15 protein-coding genes are annotated in these 20542 nt (G+C 55.7%); 8 read left to right on the top strand and 7 right to left on the bottom strand.

Annotated elements, in window-relative coordinates:
- Positions 1-33: 33 nt before the first annotated feature.
- Both M0Q23_06165 and M0Q23_06170 read right to left on the bottom strand, forming a co-directional pair.
- Positions 34-1782 (bottom strand): 50S ribosome-binding GTPase, encoded by a 1749-nt coding sequence (locus M0Q23_06165; GenBank protein MCK9528220.1) that lies wholly within the window; start codon positions 1780-1782, stop codon positions 34-36.
- A complete protein-coding gene (locus tag M0Q23_06170) occupies positions 1779-3518 on the bottom strand; it encodes a GTPase domain-containing protein (protein ID MCK9528221.1) in 1740 nt (579 codons plus the stop codon). Before M0Q23_06170 ends, M0Q23_06165 begins: the two co-directional genes overlap by 4 nt.
- A gap of 193 nt (positions 3519-3711) precedes the next feature.
- On the opposite strand from M0Q23_06170, the gene M0Q23_06175 reads away from it, so the two are divergent.
- From M0Q23_06175 to ybeY, 8 genes are all read left to right on the top strand, one after another.
- Positions 3712-5160 carry a radical SAM protein gene (locus tag M0Q23_06175; protein ID MCK9528222.1) on the top strand — a complete coding sequence of 483 codons (1449 nt, stop codon included), beginning with the start codon at positions 3712-3714 and terminating at the stop codon, positions 5158-5160.
- 10 nt (positions 5161-5170) lie between these two features.
- On the top strand, positions 5171-5428 hold the full coding sequence (locus M0Q23_06180; protein MCK9528223.1) for a hypothetical protein: 258 nt from the start codon (positions 5171-5173) through the stop codon (positions 5426-5428).
- A complete protein-coding gene (locus tag M0Q23_06185; protein MCK9528224.1) occupies positions 5421-6959 on the top strand; it encodes an insulinase family protein in 1539 nt (512 codons plus the stop codon). Before M0Q23_06180 ends, M0Q23_06185 begins: the two co-directional genes overlap by 8 nt.
- Positions 6956-8452, top strand: a complete 1497-nt coding sequence (locus M0Q23_06190) for an insulinase family protein (GenBank protein MCK9528225.1) — start codon at positions 6956-6958, stop codon at positions 8450-8452. Before M0Q23_06185 ends, M0Q23_06190 begins: the two co-directional genes overlap by 4 nt.
- On the top strand, positions 8443-9696 hold the full coding sequence (locus M0Q23_06195) for a M20 family metallo-hydrolase (protein ID MCK9528226.1): 1254 nt from the start codon (positions 8443-8445) through the stop codon (positions 9694-9696). Before M0Q23_06190 ends, M0Q23_06195 begins: the two co-directional genes overlap by 10 nt.
- A gap of 168 nt (positions 9697-9864) precedes the next feature.
- Entirely contained in the window at positions 9865-10839 is a 975-nt protein-coding gene (locus tag M0Q23_06200) for a PhoH family protein (protein ID MCK9528227.1), read from the top strand.
- 2 nt (positions 10840-10841) lie between these two features.
- Positions 10842-13253 (top strand): HDIG domain-containing protein, encoded by a 2412-nt coding sequence (locus M0Q23_06205; protein MCK9528228.1) that lies wholly within the window; start codon positions 10842-10844, stop codon positions 13251-13253.
- Positions 13150-13617, top strand: a complete 468-nt coding sequence (gene ybeY / locus M0Q23_06210; protein ID MCK9528229.1) for an rRNA maturation RNase YbeY — start codon at positions 13150-13152, stop codon at positions 13615-13617. Before M0Q23_06205 ends, ybeY begins: the two co-directional genes overlap by 104 nt.
- A gap of 34 nt (positions 13618-13651) precedes the next feature.
- Here ybeY and M0Q23_06215 read toward each other — a convergent pair whose 3' ends face one another.
- From M0Q23_06215 to M0Q23_06235, 5 genes are all read right to left on the bottom strand, one after another.
- Positions 13652-15634: a LysM peptidoglycan-binding domain-containing protein gene (locus tag M0Q23_06215; GenBank protein MCK9528230.1), complete on the bottom strand. Its 1983-nt coding sequence runs from the start codon at positions 15632-15634 to the stop codon at positions 13652-13654.
- Positions 15635-15749: 115 nt separating this feature from the next.
- Positions 15750-16857 (bottom strand): peptide chain release factor 2 gene (gene prfB, locus M0Q23_06220; protein ID MCK9528231.1). Its coding sequence is split into 2 segments (ribosomal slippage): positions 15750-16787 and positions 16789-16857, totalling 1107 coding nucleotides; the frame shifts between segments, so codons are not numbered across the junction.
- Positions 16854-18362 (bottom strand): apolipoprotein N-acyltransferase, encoded by a 1509-nt coding sequence (gene lnt / locus M0Q23_06225; GenBank protein ID MCK9528232.1) that lies wholly within the window; start codon positions 18360-18362, stop codon positions 16854-16856. The genes prfB and lnt overlap by 4 nt, the downstream gene beginning before the upstream one ends.
- Complete coding sequence (locus M0Q23_06230; GenBank protein ID MCK9528233.1) at positions 18362-19264, bottom strand: hemolysin family protein; 903 nt, start codon at positions 19262-19264, stop codon at positions 18362-18364. The genes lnt and M0Q23_06230 overlap by 1 nt, the downstream gene beginning before the upstream one ends.
- Before the next feature lie 38 nt (positions 19265-19302).
- The gene (locus M0Q23_06235) at positions 19303-20178 is read right to left on the bottom strand and encodes a radical SAM protein (GenBank protein ID MCK9528234.1); all 876 of its coding nucleotides are present in this window, start codon (positions 20176-20178) and stop codon (positions 19303-19305) included.
- Between the last annotated feature and the right edge of the window lie 364 nt (positions 20179-20542).

Here is a 20542-nt window from a genome sequence, read left to right on the forward strand (position 1 = left end):
TCATCACTGGTCAAAAGTCAAGGCACGAGAGCCTCACCGCTCCGCTGGAGCGGCATACCGTTGTCCCTTCAGTACCTCGTCCAGGGCAGTCAGACTCGACCTGATGTTCTCCTGCAACCGCTCCATTTCGGCTCCCCGTTCGTTGATCGCCTCATGGACCAGCCGGTTCAATTCCTCTTTCATGATATCGGCCAACCCCTGCGCGGCGAGAGCGATCATCCTGTCGGAGCGTTTATAAAAGTGCCACCCCATATAAAAGGAGATCAGGATGAGGCTCGCCAAGGCCGCCAGCCCGCGGGACGAAAAAAGGGAAAGGGCCATCAGGGCCAACGTCCCGAGAGCCGAAAAGAAGCCGGGATGGTCAAAAAATGATTTCCAGGCATGCTCTCCGGGCAGAACCAGCAGAAAGATCACGAGGAGCAGAGCATAGGCCAGATGCTGGCGGAAGGTGTAAAGAGGTCCGAATATTTTCCCGGTTTCCCTTCCCTGGCCCGTAAAGAGGCGGGCAAGACCGGTTTCGAAGACGGCCCTCACCGGAGCGGTATCAAGTGAACAGGCCAGTTCATCCGGCAGTTCGGAACGTTCGAAGCGCCGATAGAGATCCGACCTGAGACGCTCTCCCCGGGCTGTAAGGTGCCGGGCCAGAGTATTCGAGATATGCTCAACGGCCTGCCGTCGAGCGGCGATGATTTTTTCATGATCACCGATGGCGGCCCCTTTCAGGCGCCCGGCCAGGGCCGATATGATTCGCCCCGGACCGACCAGATCACGGCCGGCGGCGAGATTGTCCGCCAGGTACTGTTTCGCGAAAACCTCCACCCAGGGAGCGGCCGCGATGTAAATGTCGTCGAGCACTCTTTTTCGTTCCTCCCCGGTCATGGTGGATCCTGCCGGGATCATGCCGCCCAGGTCGTCAAGGTTGTGCCGCTCCATCTCCAGGGCTCTCAAGACCGGCTCCAGTTCCGCGTGAATGTTTGCCGCCTTGATACGTCGAATTTCCTTGATGTCCCGGGTACGGAACAGTTCCCTCCGGAGCAGGGGAAACTGGTTCCAGGCGGAAAGACCGATGCCCTCGAAAGCCTCCGTCGCTGAAACATGATACAGGACCGGTTCGCTGATCCCGATGTTTCCGAGGTGACTTGTCAGACTCCCCAGGACTGTCACCAGCCGTTCATGGGCCGATGCCGAAATGCCATCCCGGAAGAAAAGGTCCGTTTTGTTCAGAACAAAATAGCAGTTGCCGCGATCCTTGGGCAGGAGCTGCAAAAAATCGTACAATTGTCCATCGGCGTATTTTTCGGGAGAAATGACCCAAATAAGCATGTCCAGAACGTCGAGAAGGGCCATCACTGTTCCCCGGTGAGCCTCGTTGACGCTGTCGTAGTCGGGAAGATCACACAAAACCACATGGCGGACCTCCTCTGCTTCGTGGACATACTCGCACCGGGGAAGTGAGGCGTCCTCCGTGAGCTCCGGAGGTGGAACAGCGCTGTGCCGATACACCAGAACCGCGTCAGTGTGGGGCCTCCGATGGCTCGTGGACGCGATGTACTCGCGGGCAAGGGCGTTCATCACCGATGATTTTCCCACGCCGGTTCCACCCATGAGGCCGACAGTCAGAATGTTGTCTCCAAGACTTTCAAGTTTCTTCCTGATTTCCCGGACAGCCAGAAACAACTCCCCGCGCTTATCTCCCCCCAGGAACATCAGGGGGACATCACCGGAAAGAATCTTCTCCAGGCCCTCCACGTTCCGGCTCAGCACCATTCGCTCGTCAGTCATGGTTCATGCTCCAGACACGCCTTCAGAGAGAGCAGATTCTCCCGCACCGCCTCCGGCGTCAGATGCGCCTTGAGCACTGCCTCGTAGCGTTCTTTCTGCTCCATGAAAATGGAATGGATTCCATCCTGGTATCGCCGGTTCATTTCGCGGGAAATCATTCGAAGCTCCCGGTAGATGAACAGTTCGACGGAACCTTTGGTGATGAGGGGGGCAAGAACAGCGTCGAAGGCGAGCTCCAACAGCGCGAGTCCGCCGCCCATGACCGTCTGGAAGGATAGTATGGCTGCCCCCCAGAGTACCGACGTCGTGTAGATTCCCAGCCGCTTGCTTTTCGGAAGGCCTGCTTCAAGATCACGGATCGTTGTTTCGAGCCACCCGGCCAGGTTCTCCTGCTCCCGGGAAATCCGGGCTTCCACCGTCTCCGTGCCGAGGGGCAGGCGATTATCCCGAAGCGCCTTGAACAGAGGAGCATCCGGATCAGGGGGGGAAAGGTTTTCAAGCACGAGCCGGTTCAACCGTTCCATTGCTTCTACCAGAGGCATCGTGTCGACTTGTCCGCGGACCTTCAGCAGCTCCTGTCCTCTTCCCCCGGCAGATCCTGAACCGCCGGGGATGAGAAACAGGAAGGGTGCCCGGAGGATGGACATGATGTATTGCCGGGGCCTCGCAAGCAGGTCATAGGCACTGAATATCGCGCGGAGTTCTTTTTTAAGAGTCTGCAGATTGTGTTCGCCGTACCGGGCAGCCATGGTATCGAGCAAGGCCCCGGACTCGTGAGCTGTGAGGTCGTCGAGCTCTTTCAGCCACGCCCTCCCTGCCTCTTCCTCCTCCCGGGAACAGATCAGCAGCCGTCCCGTCTTTTCCGTCAGTATCCGCCTGAACCGTCTTTCTTCTTCTTTGATGACGTCATGCAGGGCCGAGGGCGGATACTCGTCAAGAACGGCGTCTATGAACCTCTGAAGACCGGCCTTCAGAATGTCTTCCGGTTTTTCGGCATTGTTGATGAACGGTATGGTAAAAAAATGACTGTCTCGAATCGGAATGCCCCGGTCTCTGAAAACGGCCGGCAGCTCATCCTCCACCTGACTTTTGTCCGCTTTATTGAAAAGCAGGTAAAATGGTTTGCCTTCGCGGTGCATTCTCTGGAGAAGACTCGACGGGATCAGGTCGGCATATTTCTCCTGGCTCGTCACAAAGACGATCACGTGGGAAAGAAGGTACAGAGCCTCCGCGATGCTTCGGTGGCGGCGTTCAACAGAGTCCACATCGGGGGTATCGACAAATACAAGGTGGCGTCTGCTGTCGTCATCATGCTCGACGTACACAAAATAATGTTCCCGAGGATCGTCGTTGAAGGACGGAACAGTATCCACGGGTACGCGTTTCAGCCTCATGGAGGAAAAGGGAAACCCCTCTTCTATCGACAACCCGCGGTGGCCGGAGGCGACTGGTGATGTGGTGGTGGGACGTTCGACGCCGGCGGGGCTCACCTCTCGACCCGCGAGCCCGTTGAAGACCGTCGATTTCCCCGTTCCCGTACCACCCATGCAGGAAACCCACAGGCATGGAAGACGCGCCCGGTAAAAATAGACGGCATACTCCTGTTCGAGTTCCCGTGCCGTCCCCAAGAGCTCTCCTGCCGATCGGGTCAAGCCGGGAAACTGTATACTGTGCCAGGAAATCCCTCTGAGCAGGGCGAGCGCATTCGTCGAGCCGAAATCGGCCGTGGGGATCATAGAGTATTCGATTCCTTGATACCGTACTAGGAAGCACTCGGCGGGACGATCGAAGCCGTCCGGTCATGGTACTCCACATAAACGCTCATGAAGCCTACCAGATAGCACACCAAACATCAACGCGAATGATTCAGCGCGCATTGTAAACCGTCCCTTGACTTTCGACGCTAACCCGGGCTAGCTACTGTACATTATGAAGAAAGTATCGCCCGCCATACTGCTCGTCAACCCCTGGATTCACGACTTCGCGGCTTTCGATGCCTGGTCGAAACCCCTGGGTCTGCTATATATTGCATCGGTGCTGAGGGCTGAAGGTTTTTCCGCCAGGATTATCGACTGCCTTGACTGGCGGCACCCTTCACCACGTCCCGGACCGAAAAGGCTGGATAACGGGAGTGGACACTTTCGCAAAACGGAGATTCCAAAACCCGCGTCCATCGCTCATATACCACGAAAATACAGCCGGTATGGCATGGATCCTCTTGACTTCAGGAGGGATCTCCTGAGCCATGAAAAACCCGACGCCGTTTTCATAACTTCCATGATGACCTACTGGTACCCCGGCGTTTTTGAAGCTATCGGCATCGTAAAGAAATGCCTGCCGGGAGTCCCGGTGGTTCTCGGAGGAATCTACGCGACCCTCTGCCCGGATCATGCCCTGAAGTTCTCCGGCGCCGACCTGGTGGTCACCGGTGATGTTCTTCCCGCGGCTCCGGGGAGAGTACACCTCTCATCCGCCGCCGGCGGGCGCATGCGGACTCCGTCGAACCTTCAGGGTATCCTTGAAGAAGTTGTCGGTTGTGCCTTGGATATGCACTCCCGTTACGACAGTCTCGATGCTCTGCCCTACCCTGCCTATGACCTGCTTCCGGCCCCGGATGTGGTAGCGCTTGTCACCTCCAGGGGCTGTCCTTATTCCTGCACCTACTGTGCTTCGCCGTACTTGCATGAGAGTTTCGAGACCCGTGATCCCCATGCCGTTGTCGATGAAATAGCCTTCTGGAATGGCCAGATGGGCATCAGGAACTTCTCATTCTATGACGACGCGCTTCTCGTCGATTCGAAAAACCGGGCCGTCCCCATGCTCGAAGAGATTATTCGGCGAAAGCTCGACTGTTCATTCCATTGCCCGAACGGACTCCATATCAGGGAAATCAATCGCCAAACGGCATCGCTGCTTTACCGGGCGGGCTTCAAAACCCTTCGTTTCGGCCTTGAGACCGCCGGAGCCAGGGAGCAGATCGAATTCGACGTCAAGGTATCTGACGAAGAAGCTGAACAGGCCGTCCGTTACCTGATCGAGGCGGGATACCGGGGAGAAGACATCGGCATGTACCTCCTCTGCGGACTGCCCGGGCAGGAGGTTTCGAACGTCATGGCCGGCATAGCCTTTGTGGCGTCTCTTGGCGCATATCCCATTATAACTGAATACTCCCCGATCCCCGGGACCTTTCTGTGGCACGATGCCGTTGCCGTCTCGAGCCTCGATCTTGAGAAGGAACCCCTGTTTCACAACAACACTATTCTTCCCTGCGGAGGTGCTACAATGAGCACCACTGCCCGGCAGGATGTAAAGACAGCGGCCCGGGCCTGTCGAAAAACCTTGATTCAAGGCGGGGAAACCATTAGTATGCACGCATAACGTGATTCCTATGAATGGTATTCTGTGGTGGACAAAACAGATCGCTGTTGCTGTTATTTCGGTGCTGTTCCTCATCAAGGGCATCCATGTCCTTGTGGGTGCCTACCAGCTTGACAACCCCTTTGAATTCATTATGTACTTTTTCTCGTCATGCCTGCTCATCCTTGTCAGCGCCAGCATCCTTCTCTATCCGGCCTTCAGGATCTATGGAAGGATCCGGGGAGAAAAACAGGAACAGGGACATGCAGGGGAGAGTTCCCATGAATAAACGACGCCGGATTTTTGCGGCCCCCTCCCTGTTCGGGGGAGCCGGAGTCTCGTGTTTTCTCTGTTTTCTCTGGTTCTTCGGAACATCACAGGCCTTCGCCATCGACCTGGAAAAGCGGGTGAACAAAACGGTCATGAATAACGGTATCACCCTCCTGGTCATGGAGCGTACAGTCAGCCCCACGGTTTCCATCTATATACAGCACCGCGCGGGCGCCGTGGATGAAGACAGCGGATACAGCGGAGCCGCCCATTTGCTTGAACACATGATGTTTAAGGGAACCAGAACCATCGGCACCTCAGACTACGATGAGGAGTCGCGCTTGAGACAACGGATAGAGGAACGAGTCAGGCGTCTTGAAATCACGGTGAGGACGGAGGGATCCGGTTCAGAGGCCGCCCGGGCACTGGAAGAGGAAATCAGACGCCTGGAAGATGAGAAAAGAAGCTACATACGATCGAATGAAATCGACCGTCTCTACCGTGAGCGGGGAGGCGTGGGCCTGAACGCGGCCACCGGGCATGACATGACATCCTACATGGTGAGTCTGCCGTCCAACAGCCTCGAGTTGTGGGCCCGTATCGAATCGGACCGCCTGTCGAACCCTGTTTTCAGAGAGTTTGTCCAGGAGCGAAATGTCGTCATCGAGGAGCGCCGGCAGGTCGTTGACTCCCGGCCGGAACGGCAACTTATGGAACTGTTCCTGGCGGCGGCTTTCATCGCCCACCCCTACGGACACCCCGTTATAGGATGGCCCGCTGACATACCCCGAATCGACAGAGACTACCTCCTCCATTTCTTCGCGACCCGTTACAGACCTGAAAACACGGTCATCACCATCGTGGGTGATGTCCGCACCGAGGAGGCGGCCGGCCTGGTACGGCGGTATTTCGGTTCCCTGGGAAACGGCGTGCCGCCGGGATCGACACTTCGAAACATAACGGATGAGCCTCCACAGAGAGGTGAACGGCGTACCACCCTTCGATCCGGCGCCTCGCCCCGCCTTCTCCTGGGGTTTCACAAGCCGGCTTTCCCGGCCTATGAGGACGCCGTTTTCGACGTACTTGAACTCGTTCTGGCGGGAGGAAGGTCATCCCGCCTGTACCGGTCCCTCGTCACTGAGCGGGGTATCGCCGCTTCGGTTCGGGTTTCAAACGGATTTCCCGGAGAGCGGTATGACAACCTGTTCATCATCGCCGCCGAACCCATGACGGGCAGGAGTCTCGCGGAACTCGAGGACGCGCTGTACAGTGAACTGGATCGTCTCAAAGACGAGCCCCTCCCGGAACGAGAACTTCGAAAGGCCAAAAACCGGATTAAAACTGATTTTCTGCGCGGCTTCGATTCGAACAACGGCATCGCGAGGCTCCTGTCATATGTCGAAACTCTCACGGGAGACTACCGGGAGGTGACGACCTATCTGGAAGCCGTCGAATCCATCACGGCCGAGGACATAATGAATGCCGCGTCGTCCCGACTAACGTCATCGAACAGAACCGTTGCGGTTCTTATACAGGACGAAACTCCATGAACAAAAAATTCCCCTGGTTAGTGACGGTTTTGCTGTTGATCCTGCCGCTCGTGGGTTGCGCCCCGGCCTCTTCTCCTCTTTTGAAGGATCCTGAAAATCTTCTCTATCCTCCGCTCCGCTTTGACCCGCCCCGGGCGGAGCGTTTTGAGCTTGACAACGGGATGACGCTCTTTTTCCTGGAAGATCGCGAAATTCCTCTCGTCAGGCTTTCGCTGGCGGCACGAGCCGGATCGGTCTATGATCCCCCCGGCCGTGAAGGTCTGGCGGAGATTGCCGGGTCAGTCATGCGGACCGGAGGAACACCGGCCATGAGTCCCGACGAGTTCGACGACGAACTGGATTATCGCGCAATCGACCTCGATGTGTCGGTAACGGCGCAGACGCTGCTGGTAACCCTTACGGTCGCGGAGGATTATTTTGACGATGCCCTGGCGCTCCTGGGGAACATGATGATGACACCGCTCTTCGACCCGGAGCGCCTTGAACTGGCCCGGCGCATCAAGATCGAGGAGTTGAAGCGGCTTCCCGACAACCCCCAGGCTCTCGCTTTTCGAGAATTCACGAAACTTCTCTACCGGGATTCCTCCTGGGGAAGGCCGCCGTCGATAGCTTCAGTGGAAGCCCTGACCAGGGACGACTGTCTGGATTTTCTGAGCCGTCACCTCTCTCCCGATACGATCATGATCTCCGTGAGCGGCGCTGTGACCGCGGAAGAGGCGAAGACAAAACTTTCGAAACACTTCGGATCATGGCGAGCGGCCGCTCCCCTGCCGCCCGTCGAAGCCCCCTCCCCCTCCGTGTCAGGCCCTCTCCGGCACATCCATAGAGAGGTCCCCCAGTCGGTGATCGTCATCGGCCACATCGGCCCCGGAAAAAAAAGCGCCGACTACTACGCCATGACCGTACTCGATTTCATCGTGGGCGGCGGCTTTCGATCACTGATGTTCCTCGAAATCAGGACCCGGAAGGGGCTCGCCTACAGCACGGGCACTTTGTACAATCCACGAAGCGATTTCGGCGTTCTTGCCGCCTACGCCATGACCGGCCCGGACACAACAGCTTCCGTGATCGAATCCACTCTGTCTATTCTCGAAACGGTGAAGGTCCGTCCGGTGGATGAAGAAACACTCCGCTGGGCACGGAATGCTCTGACGAACAGTCATATCTTCTCGTTCCTCTCGCCACACCAGATCGCCCTCGGACAGATGATGGATGAATTTGAAGGACTTCCCCCGGATTTCCTTCGAAGGTATCCCGAAGGCATCAATGCCGTTACGGCCGATGACCTGCAGCGGGTAGCCGCCACATGGCTTGACGGCGGCTACCGCACCATAGTGGTTCTCGGTGACTCTTCCCGCTTTGACCAGCCCCTTTCCCGTTTCGGCACCTCCCTGAAACTGGATAGCGATCTTGTCGTGGATCCGGGGGAAGAAATGCGGGTTTTACAAACAAAACCTCACCAGATAAGAAAGAATGAAAAGCCATGCCCATAAACTCCAATGCCTACGCATCGATCTGTGACCGGATTGATTCCTACACCGACGACATGATCCAACTCCAGACCAGGCTTACCGCAATCCCCGCCATCGCGCCGGAAAACGGCGGCAACGGAGAACAGGAAAAGGCCCGGGCACTTCTGGGTATCCTTCAGGGCTGGGGCTTCAGGGACTTCACCTCCTATGACGCTCCCGACGAAAGAACATCTTCGGGTGTCAGACCCAACGTCGTGTACACCCTTCAGGGACGAGACCGTGACCACACCGTGTGGATCATAACCCATCTCGACGTAGTCCCGCCGGGCGAGCTGTCGCTCTGGTCGGCGGACCCCTACCGGGCCGTCGTGAAAGACGGCAAGATATTCGGCCGTGGAACTGAAGACAACCAGCAGGACATGGTTTCCTCGATCATGGCGGCCAGGGCCTTTCTCGATACGGGCATTACCCCTGTGTCGAACATCGGCCTGGCCTTTGTCGCCGACGAGGAAACTGCAAGCGCGAAAGGCCTGGGCTACCTGCTGGAACATCACCGGCAGCTTTTCAAGGCCAGTGACTGTATCGTAGTTCCTGATTTCGGCAATGTCGATGGGTCAGGTATCGAGATCGCCGAAAAAAGCATGCTCTGGCTGCGTTTCAGAACCACAGGGAAACAGTGCCACGCCAGCGTTCCCTCCCTGGGCAACAATGCCATGGCAGCGGGGGCCCACCTCACGGTACGGCTCGAACGCCTGAAGACGGTATTCGCGGAAGCCGACCCCCTGTATGATTACCCCATCAGCACCTTCGAGCCGACGAAAAAAGAGGCCACCGTCCCCAATATCAACACCATACCCGGTGAAGATGTCTTCTACCTTGACTGCCGCGTTCTTCCCCGCTACGACCTCATGGATGTTATGAAGAAAGTCCGGGAGATCACCGAAGAAATAGAGAACGAGCGGGGGGTCTCCGTCGAGGTCACCGTGATTCAGAGCGGGCAGGCCCCGGCGCCCACGCCGGTGGACGCGCCCGTTGTAAGACGTCTGAAGGAAGCCGTAGACGAGGTATACGGAATATCCGCGGTACCTGTCGGTATCGGCGGTGGTACGGTGGCGGCCTTGCTCCGAAGAGAAGGTCTCCCCGTGGCCGCCTGGTCAAAGGTGAACCGCACAGCCCACCAGCCTGACGAGCACTGCGACATAGCAACCATGACGGGAAACGCTAAAGTCTTTGCCAGACTGTTTCTTCAGGAACGGGAGGACTGAAAAAGGAAAAGATTTGCAATCAATTTTCCGAAATGATAGTATTTTTGTTTCATGCATACAACCTCGCCACAGAAAAACATTACGGACCTTACGGACACGGTACCGGTTTACCGGTGTGCTCCGGCATCGGTTGGTGCCGGACGGTGACGTCACGAAGGGTGAGTTGTATTGAATACGGAACCATCACAGAACGTCTCTGTCAGAAAAATCGTTTTCCCTGACAATGCGGCGCTCAAGTCACTACTCGGCGAACATGACAGGAACGCCGGCAATATCGAGAAACTTGAAAACGTAACGATCCGGAGCCGAGGAAACGCGGTTTCCGTATCGGGTGGAAGTGAAGAAGTTGACTTTGTCTGCAACCTTCTCGATCAGCTCTACCTGATCATTGAAAAGGGTTACGCTGTCTATCCCCCGGATATCGAGTACGCCCACCGGATCTTATCGGGCGATATGAGCGTGAACCTGGAAAAAATATTTCTCGACACCGTTTTTATTTCCTCGAAGAAAAAGGTCATCACCCCGAAAAGCATCGCCCAGAAGTACTATATCGATACCATGAGAACCCATGATATTGTTTTCGGCATCGGACCGGCCGGTACGGGCAAAACCTACCTTGCCATGGCCATGGCCGTGGCAGCGCTCTTTGAAAAGCGGGTCGCCAGAATTGTCCTCACGCGACCGGCCGTCGAGGCAGGGGAAAAGCTGGGGTTTCTTCCCGGGGATCTTGCCGAGAAGGTGAATCCCTACCTGCGGCCCGTCTATGATGCCCTTTACGACATGATGGATTTTGAACGGGCCACGACCATGATCGAGAAAGGCATCATCGAGGTTGCCCCCCTGGCTTTCATGAGAGGAAGAACCCTCAACGATTCCTTCATAATCCTCGATGAGGCCCAGAACACGACACCGGAACAGATGAAGATGTTTCTCACCAGGCTCGGTTACGACTCCAGAGCGGTCATTACGGGAGACGTCACTCAGACCGATCTACCCCCCGACAAGATATCGGGACTTGTCCACGCAGAATCATTGCTGAAAAAAACCGCGGGCATCGGTTTCGCCTATTTTTCGGATATCGACGTTGTACGACACCCCCTGGTACAGGAAATCATCCGTGCCTACAACGGTGGGGGCGATTGATCATGGTTTCAGTTCCCTGGAAAAAACAAAAAAACCCAAACGCCAAGACGTCACCCTTCTGGCCGGCAGCATCGATGCCTTTCTTTCCTGACAACGGCAAGCTGGTCATGACGGGTATCCTCGTTGCCGCCTGCCTTTTTTTCGGCTGGGCGCTTTCCCCCCATCCGAGTCAGAGGATACCGTCCTACAGTGTCGGTTCAATAGCGGCAAAAGATATTAAGGCGGACCGTGACCTCCTCGTGCAGGACACGGCCGCCACGGAACAGAAACGCCAGGAAGCCTCGCGGGAAACTCCCGCCGTTTATGAATACGACAGCGAACTTCCCCGACTGATAGCATCGGCCTTGAGGGAAACCTTCATTGCCGCGGCTGAACTGAGTCCCGGACCGGCCGACGAGAACGAAGAATCGACCACCGGCCCGCCCTGCCCGGAAGCACTCAGAAATCTTTTTGTATCGAGACTTGGTGTCTCGCCGAGCGACATGGATCTGGCCGTACTGAGTGAACAGGCGTTTGATCTTCGCGTCGCCGATGCCGTGGCACTGCTGGTTCGGTCCCTTTACGACAACCGGCTCATCAGCGAAGAAACACCCTCCTACGGTGACACCCCCAACACGGCGGTTCTTATATATGATGCCGCCTCGGACGGGGAATTCACTGCCATAGATCCGGTAGAAATCAATACCCTTGAAGAGGCCCGTTATTTTATGAGTACAGCGGGGTTCGACATGCTCCAGGAGGAAGACACGGCTCTGCGGAATGCTTCTGTCGCGCTGGCTGAAAAAATCATCCGCCCGAACCTGGTCTATTCGAGAAGTGCCACGGAACAGAAGCGCAAACAGATCGTCGATGACGTCAAGCCTGCTTTCTACAAGGTTCAGAAAAACGAAATGATCGTCCGGGAAGGTCAGAAGATAACCGGCAGTGATGTGGATAAGCTCAGGGCTTTCTCGGCAATGCGAGACGGGCATCCCCTGGGCAGGCTGTCCATATTCATGGGAACCGTCCTGCTCATCGCCATTCTCGCCCTTGCCCTGTTCAGGCTTTCGATTCAACACCTGCAGGGAACCCCGGGGTTGACGAAGAATGTCCTTTTTCTCGCCCTCGTGGCGGTTTTACAGGTGGCCCTCCTCAAAGCAGGCATCTTTGTATGCGAAGCCGTGGACCTTTCCTTCCCCGGTCTCAATAATCCTTTTGTGTTCGCCATCCCCTTCGCGGCAGGAGCCATGCTTGTTTCCGTTCTGCTCGGCAGTCGTGAAGCGGGCCTTACCTTTGCCGTATTTCTCTCTTTCCTGACCACGTTCCTTTTTCAGGACAAGGCGGCCTTTTTCATATACTCCTTCAGCGGTTCCGTAGCGGCCTCCTACGCTATCGTGCACTGCAAAAAACGGTCGGATTTTTTTAAAACGGGACTTCTCGTGGGAGCAGTCAATGTTCTCGTGGCCCTGGGTCTTATCATGCTTTCCGGAACCCTTCTTATTCCGAAAACAGCGGTGACGCTTGTCATGGCACTGTCGGGCGGCCTGATCGCCGGCATTGTCGTATCAGGGACTGTACCGCTTTTCGAATATCTCTTCGGGTACACCACGGACATCAGACTGCTGGAGCTGGCAAACCTGAACCAGCCGATTTTTCAGGATATGATCATGACGGCTCCGGGAACCTATCACCACGCCATCATTGTGGCATCTATGGTGGAGGCGGCGGCTGAAGAAATCGGGGCGAACTCACTGCTGGCGAAGGTGGGTGCCTACTATCACGATATCGGAAAGATGAAAAAACCGCTTTACTACGTTGAAAACCAGCAGAACTGGGAAAACAAACACGACAAACTGAAACCGTCCATGAGTTCCCGCGTCATCATCTCTCACGTGAAAGACGGCTGTGACATGGCGAACGCCTTAAAGCTGGGGGAAGAGTTGCGCGATATCATACGACAGCATCACGGGACACGCCTGGCCGCCTTTTTCTACGAAAAGGCAAAAAAAGAACGGGACCCTTCACAACCCCCGATTCTGGAAAGCGATTTCCGTTATCCCGGACCGAAGCCGCAGTCCAAGGAGGCCGCGCTTGTCTTGCTGGCCGATATAGTGGAAGCCTCGTCGAGAATATTGAAGAACCCGACCCCTTCCCGTATACGGACCCTTGTTGACGCGCGAATACGGGAAACCGTCGACGACAACCAACTCGATGAATCAAGCCTGACATTCAGCGACCTGAACAAAATAGCCGAAAGCTACGCCAGGATTCTCATCGGCATTTTTCACCACAGGATAGAGTACAGTGAATCCGATGGGAAGGAAGTGCCCCATGTCAAGAAAAACGGAAGCCCTCGTAGAAAATCACCAGCAAAAAGTCCCCCTAAAGCTTCAGTCGATAAAACAGTCGCTCTGCCGCCTGCTGGAACATCTTGACCACGAAGGCCACCAGGTGTCTCTGACACTGGTCGACGACGAAGAGATCCGCTCCATAAACAGGCGCTACCTCGGCCGGGACCATCCAACCAACGTGATTGCCTTTTCCCTGCGTGAGGGTGATTTCGGTGACATTCATCCCCATCTCCTGGGCGATATCATCGTATCGGCTGAAACAGCTCAACGAGACGCGCTGGCGGGAGACCTGCCGCAGGACGACATGATTCTCTTCCTGATTATTCACGGATTGCTGCACCTGCTGGGATATGACCACGAAGGCCCTTCAGAGGAAGCGGCCCGTATGCTGGACAAGGAGAACGAGCTTTTTTTCGCTCTGAAAGGCTATGAACTGGAGCGGGGATAACGGTCTTCCGGTACTTTTACAAAGCCGTCCTCTATCAGTCGTGCCTGATAATCAGCATCTGCCCCGGGTAGATGGTTACATCCGCCGGCAGGTCATTGCAGGACAGCAGTTCATGCAGACTGATGTTGAACTTTTTCGCTATGGTGTAAGGACTGTCCCCGCTCTGTACGATATAGTTCATACCGGAAGCACCGTCATGTTGTCCCTTCGCGGGTACCTTCAGGACCTGGCCCACGGTAATCAGGTTGCTTGTAAGATTGTTGCTTTCCCTGATGTGTGTAACAGTCGTACCGAACCTGCGGGCCAGGTTGAAGAGAGAATCCCCCTTCTTGACCGTATAGGATGTTGTTCCGGCGGGGACCGAACCGCCCTGAGCGGCTTCTTTTGCCCCCGCGCCCGGTATGGTCAGCCACTGTCCCTCCCGGATGAGGTGGGTTCGGGTGATGTTGTTTCCCCGGGCAATGGAGTCCACGGAACTTCCGTAGCGGGCGGCGATGGTCGACAGGGATTCGCCTCGACTGACCCTGTGCCGGACGGGCGCCGCGGAGACGGACGACGTCGCGGCCTGTGCTCCTCCGGCCACGGGAATCCGCAACCACTGACCCACACGTATGATATGCCCCTGGGAAATACTGTTGGTGCGGGCGATGGCAGCGACTGAACTCCGGTATCGAGCCGCAATAGAGGACAGTGATTCTCCACGGCGAACCTGGTGCCTGATCACGGAAGCTGTCTGGGCCACCGAGGCCGAAGCCCGGGGAATATCCTCAAGGCCTGCGCGAAGAACCTCGCCCTGCCCTCGGGGAACTCTGAATTCATAACTCCCCGCGGGCGTCATTTTGAGGCGCAGTTCGGCATTGAGAAGCTCAAGTTCGGTTTCCGAGGCATTTATGTGCTTTGCAATGTCCGACAACAGCATGTTTTTTGAGGTGATCACTGTCTCATGCAGCCGGGGTTCGTCGAGCGATTCATTTTCGAGGTCGAAGCCGTACCTCTCGGGATCGCTGATGATGCGGAGCGTGGCGAGAAAACGGGGCACGTAGCGTTTGGTCTCACCAGGAAGCATCTGGTAGAGATCCCAGAAATTGTCGAGGTAATTGATCTGCTGCCCTGAAATAACCCGCAGAACCCGTCCCTCTCCGCAGTTGTAAGCCGCCAGAACGGTGTGCCAGTCGCCGAATATTCCGTGAAGCTCCTCCAGGTAGGCGATGGCCGCACAGGTTGACCGCTCGGGATTCATCCGTTCATCCACGAACTGATCCCGCTTCAAGCCGAACTTATAGCCCGTGGAGGGGATGAACTGCCAGAGTCCGAGGGCACGGGCCGAAGAAAAGGCTTTTACGCTGAAGCCGCTTTCCACGAGGGGAAGCCAGGAAAGCTCTTCCGGAAGCCCCGCTTCTTTCAGATATTCAACAATCATGGGTCGATAGGCACCGGACCGCCGATAGGATTGAAGGAAAAAGTTCCGCTCCTGGTTCTGAAATCTCCGGATTTCCTGTTCCACCTCGTCCGCTGTCGAAAGGGGAATTTCGCTCTGCCGGCCGACAGCCACGGTACCCCGTGACGCGTATATTTCGATGATCCGTTTGGCGATGAGAAACCGCAAATCATCTCTCTGCCAGGTTATATCCGGGTCATCGTTGATACCCAGTGTCAGGGAATAGGCCTGGTCGAGGATGTTCAGGGCCGAGTCCAACTCACCCCGTTCCCAGAATTCCTGTGACTGGTTGAGAAGAAGCAGAGCCTCGTCAATGCACTCCTGAGCCGGAGATCTTCGCTGGTCGGAAGACTCATCAGCGCCGATATCGCCGGCATCCCCCCGAACAGTGCTGTACGAAGAAGAAAGGCCGGCCCGACTCCGGGGCGACGGCTTCTGGAGGCGGACGGCTTTTGTCGTTTCCTCTCCGTCCCGGTCCTGTCCGGAATGCCGTTCATAACCACCGGGTAAACCGGCACAGGACGTCAGGACAACGAGTACAAAAACGGCCAGACAGACCAGCCTGTAGGCATGCCGCATGCGGTGAGATCCCCATCTTGTACGTTAAATTTTTGTTCCTGTAACGTCTTTTTACCTATATTGCAATGAAAAACCGCGCCATTGTTCCATCCCGGATACAGACGGAGCGCGGTTATCAGGGTTGAACCACCGCCTGGCTTGCAAGGTAGGCTTCTATGAATTCATTGATGGAGCCATCGAGCACACTGTCCACGTCACCCACTTCCATGTTCGTGCGATGGTCTTTTACCATGCGGTAGGGGTGCACTACATAGGATCGTATCTGGCTTCCCCAGGAGATGTCTTTTTTCGACCTGTTCACCTCTTCATTTTTTTCGTTCTGCTCCTGCCGTTGCAGATCATAGAGCCGGGACGCCAGTATCTTCATGGCCGTAGACTTGTTCTTGTGTTGAGAACGCTCGTTCTGGCACTGGACGACGATCCCCGTGGGAAGATGGGTAATGCGCACCGCCGAGTCGGTTTTGTTGACATGCTGTCCTCCCGCGCCGCTTGACCTGTAGGTGTCAATCCGCAGATCGTTCTCATCGATCTCGATGTCATTGTCTTCCTCGAGCTCGGGGTAGACGAATACGGAAGCAAAAGAGGTGTGTCGACGCCTGCCGGTGTCGAAGGGGGATATGCGAACGAGCCGGTGAATTCCCGCCTCGGCCCGGGCATATCCGAAAGCATAGGGACCTTCGAGAGTCAGGGTGGCACTTTTGATGCCGGCTTCATCGCCGGGCTGAAAGTCGACGATGAGCGTTCTGTAGCCCCTGCCTTCCGCCCATCGAAGATACATGCGCAGGAGCATTTCAGCCCAGTCCTGGGCCTCTGTCCCTCCCGCTCCGGCATGAATGGTCATGATGGCATTCCCGCCGTCATGCTCGCCGGTCATCATGAGCGTCAGTTCCTCTTTACGAACCAGCTCTTCCAGACCTCGAATGTCGTTTCGAATGTCCCTGAGAGTTATTTCATCGTCCTCTTCGCGGGCCATTTCAAACAAGTCTGCCAGTTCGTCTACAGACGTGTTCAGGCTGTTCCAGGTGAAAATGACGTCCTCAAGCCTGCGTTTTTCCTGTAGAACCCGCTTGGCCCGTTCCTGCTCATTCCAAAAGTCTTCCTTTATCAAAAGTGACTCAAGTTCTTTTGTTCGAAGTGTAATTTTTTCAAGGTCAAAGGCAGCTCCTGAGATTATTTACGCGTTTTTTCAGGTCTTCAACAGATTCCTTGATGTCCTCGATCATGATCGTCTCCTTCTGTACAGCAACACTACACAGGACATGACAATTGAGCACAGGGCAAACACGTCTCCGTGCCGTGTGTAAAACGTTTGCAGGGATAGTGCCTGCAGGGTTCCCGTCAGCAGGGCCGGCTCGAACAGGTCGGTCTTTCCGGTCACCCGGCCAAGGGGATCAACGAGGGCGCTGATTCCCGTGTTGGCGGCCCTCGCGATGGAACGACGGTTCTCCACGGCCCGCAGGGTCAGCATCGACATGTGCTGATGAGGCGCCGAGGTACGTCCGTACCACCCGTCGTTGGTTAAGTTGACGAGGTAGTCGGCACCCCTGAGCGTGTAGATCCTGCTGATCTCAGGGAATATACCTTCATAACATATTAAGACGCCTACCGCCATACCATTCAATTTCAGGGGGTCGATGCCCCGGCCGGGAATGAAATCAGCGAACCCTTCCACCAGTTTGTCGACAAAGAAGAATATCCGCCTCAGAGGAACATATTCACCGAAAGGAACCAGATGGGTCTTGTCGTAGCGCCCCAGCATGGTCCCCTCGGGAGACAACAGCCAGGCACTGTTCAAGAGGGACTGCTTTCCGTTCACAGTGGTATAGCTCGGACTTCCGAAAAGAAGAAACGCCCCCGTTTCCCGGGCCAGGGCCACTATGGCCCGATGATTGTCGTCGACATCCTGAAAAAACAGAGGGGCCGCCGTTTCGGGCCACAGAATAAATTCGGCACCGCGCCGGGAAGCCTGCCGGGAGAATTCTCCATAGATATTGATGGTTCTGTCCCGGTATGCGTCGTCCCACTTGACCGCCTGCTCGATGTTGCCCTGTATCAAACCCAGCGATATCGTATCCGCGCGGGCGCATTCCCGCTCGACGGCGTCCGTTCGATAGAAGCCGTAGAAAAGAATGGCGGCCACGATGCCGGTAACAGCCGTCGCCACAAGGACTTTTCTTTTCAACGTCCCGACTTTGAGGATTTCATACATCGCGGCATTCACAAGGATCACAAGAAAGGAGATACCGAATACCCCAGTGATATCGGCAATCTGTATAAGATAAATGTGGGCGTGAAGCGCGTACCCCAGGTTTTCCCAGGGAAATCCCGTAAAAAGATGAGACTTCAGGTACTCCAAGGCCGTCCAGAGCGGCGGCGCCGCCACGATCAGGGGGATCCCCCTCCTGTTCGCGACGGTTGCAAGAAACGAAAAAACAGCCGTGTAGAACGCGAGGTAGAGGGAAAAAAGAGCCAAGACGGCCGTTGAGAACGCAAGGGGAAGGTTCCCGTAATAGCTTGCAACGTAGACGATCCAGTAGATAAGCCCCGCGTTGAATATCAGTCCCGCAACGAGCCCCAGCCGGAAAGCTTCAGCGGGGCGGGCGTTCCGCAGAGCGAAAAACAGCGGGACAAAAGCCGCCCAGATCAGGTAGTCCTGGTTGAACTTCGGAAAGGCCAGTACAAGGAGTACTCCCGAAAACAGTGCCGGGAGCAGCGTTTTCCCGCTCATTATTCCGTCACGTCCCCCGCTGCCCCGCCCGGCGGCTTCCGCCTCTCATCGCCGGGCAGTGCCTTGCCCGACAGTCTGCGAACCCGCACTTTCTTTATGCTTCGCTCGTCGGCTTTTTCTATCACCATTTCTATGTTTTCATAGGGAATCACTTCACCGGCCAGAGGAATCTTCTTGACGAGAAAAAGAATGAACCCTCCCACTGTTTCAAACTGACCGTCGGGAATGACGCAGTCAAAGTAGGTTTCAAACTCATCGATTTCCGCCCTTCCGTCGACCATGACATCTCCCGACGAAAGCTCCGTGAAGGGTTCCTCCTCGTCGGCATCATATTCATCGTGGATTTCGCCGACAATCTCCTCGATCAGGTCTTCAAGCGTGACCAGCCCCGACGTTCCGCCGTATTCGTCGATAACCACGGCCATATGGGATTTCATTTCCTTGAGCTCATGGAGCAGAATGTGGATGCTTTTTGTTTCAGGAATGAAATAGGCCTTGCGGAGTATGGACATGAAATTGTGCTGATCCACCTGGTGTGACCAGAACCTGAGCAGGTCTTTTACGTTCAACACACCGATTATGTTGTCGATGTTTTCCACATAGACGGGCATCCGCGTGTGGCCGTGCCGTGAAACGAGGTTCAGTATCTCCTCGATGCCGGCGTCGCTTGAAAGAGCGATGATTTCGGTCCGGGGCACCATAACCTCCCGGGCCACCGTGTCTCCCAGTTCAAGAACGTTTTCAAGCATCTGGGCCGACTGCTTGTCCAGGAATCCTTCCTTTCTGCCGACGTCCACCAGAGAACGGATTTCCTCGCCCGGGAAGGGAAGAGTTGTCTCCCTGCCGTTGCCGCTGAAAAAATAAATAAAGAAATACCGTATTTTTTTCAGTAGTGTTTTCACGCCATACCACTGTAAACGAGGATGCGTCCTGCCGGCCTTCACAGCCCCCGAAGAAACTCGGGACGGAGGACCCTCCTGTTCTTCGATTCGATGATTTCCGTCAGGAGCCTCACGCCCTCTTCTTTGTCCGCCGGCAGTCTGAGACGCAGGGGAACATAGTTGGACGCGTGGTTGGATGTAAAAAAACAGTTTGAAAAGTCGGACTCTTTAATCATCGTTCTCAATTCCTCGAGAAACCCGAAGGTGTCCGGGAGTCTGAACGTTCCCCTCCGGAGGTCATCGTAAAGAGGGGTACCGGGGATAACCATGACCGTCAGGGCCCCCACGTAGTCAGGATCTATATCGGTGAGGATACGCGCCGTGTCACGGGCATGCTCCCGGCTTTTTTCAACGCCGCCGATTCCCAACAGAACCGTAACGGACAGCTCAATCCCCGCGTCTTTCACCATCCGCCCCGCCATCACTATCTGATCATAATCGGCCCCTTTCCTGATGGTCTTGAGCAAATCCCTGTTCCCCGTCTCTATTCCCAGATAGACAATACCAAGACCCAGGTTCCTCAATTGAACCAGTTCATCAGGGGTTTTTCGGAGGATGCTCTTTGTGTTCCCGTAAGTCCCGATTCGCCTCACCCCTCGAATATGTTCGTTTATGGAGTCAATGACGGCCGTCAATCGTGCCTGGGGAACAATGAGCGCGTCACCGTCACAGAGAAATACCCTTTCGACGGGTTGACCCCATGATGCCGCTTCCAGAATATCTTCCTCGATTTCCTCGAAAGACTTGATGCGGAACCGTTCTCCCTCATAGGTCCCGCAGAAGGTACACTTGTTATGAGAGCAGCCCACCGTTACCTGCAGGAGAAGACTCTGCGCCTCACTCGGAGGGCGTATTACCATTCCTTCATACTTCATTTTTCACCCCGGGCGGTCTGTTCGCTCGGGAAGAGGAGCCCGAAGAGACCGTTTTCCTTATGTTCGATGGTGCGAGTCTATACCAGGGTCGAAAAAAAAACAAGCAACGGTGACACGTCGCATCCGGCTGTGCGCACCGTGACAGGTCCTCATCATCTCATACCGGCCCATCCTGAACGCCCTCCTCTCGCAATAATCGAAGGACCAAACACCGCCGCGGAGGAGAGGATCACGGTCCGGGAGGGTTCATTCGGGCTTATGGAAAGCCCTGCCTGCCGGGACAGTTCCGGGTTATAGCCGTTCGAAGAGCTTGCAAACCAAAAAAGGTCCCACATGCTGAAGAGATGTAAGACCTTTGTATCTA

This window comes from Syntrophales bacterium (assembly GCA_023228425.1).
In the GTDB taxonomy this organism is placed as follows: Bacteria; Desulfobacterota; Syntrophia; order Syntrophales; family UBA2210; genus MLS-D.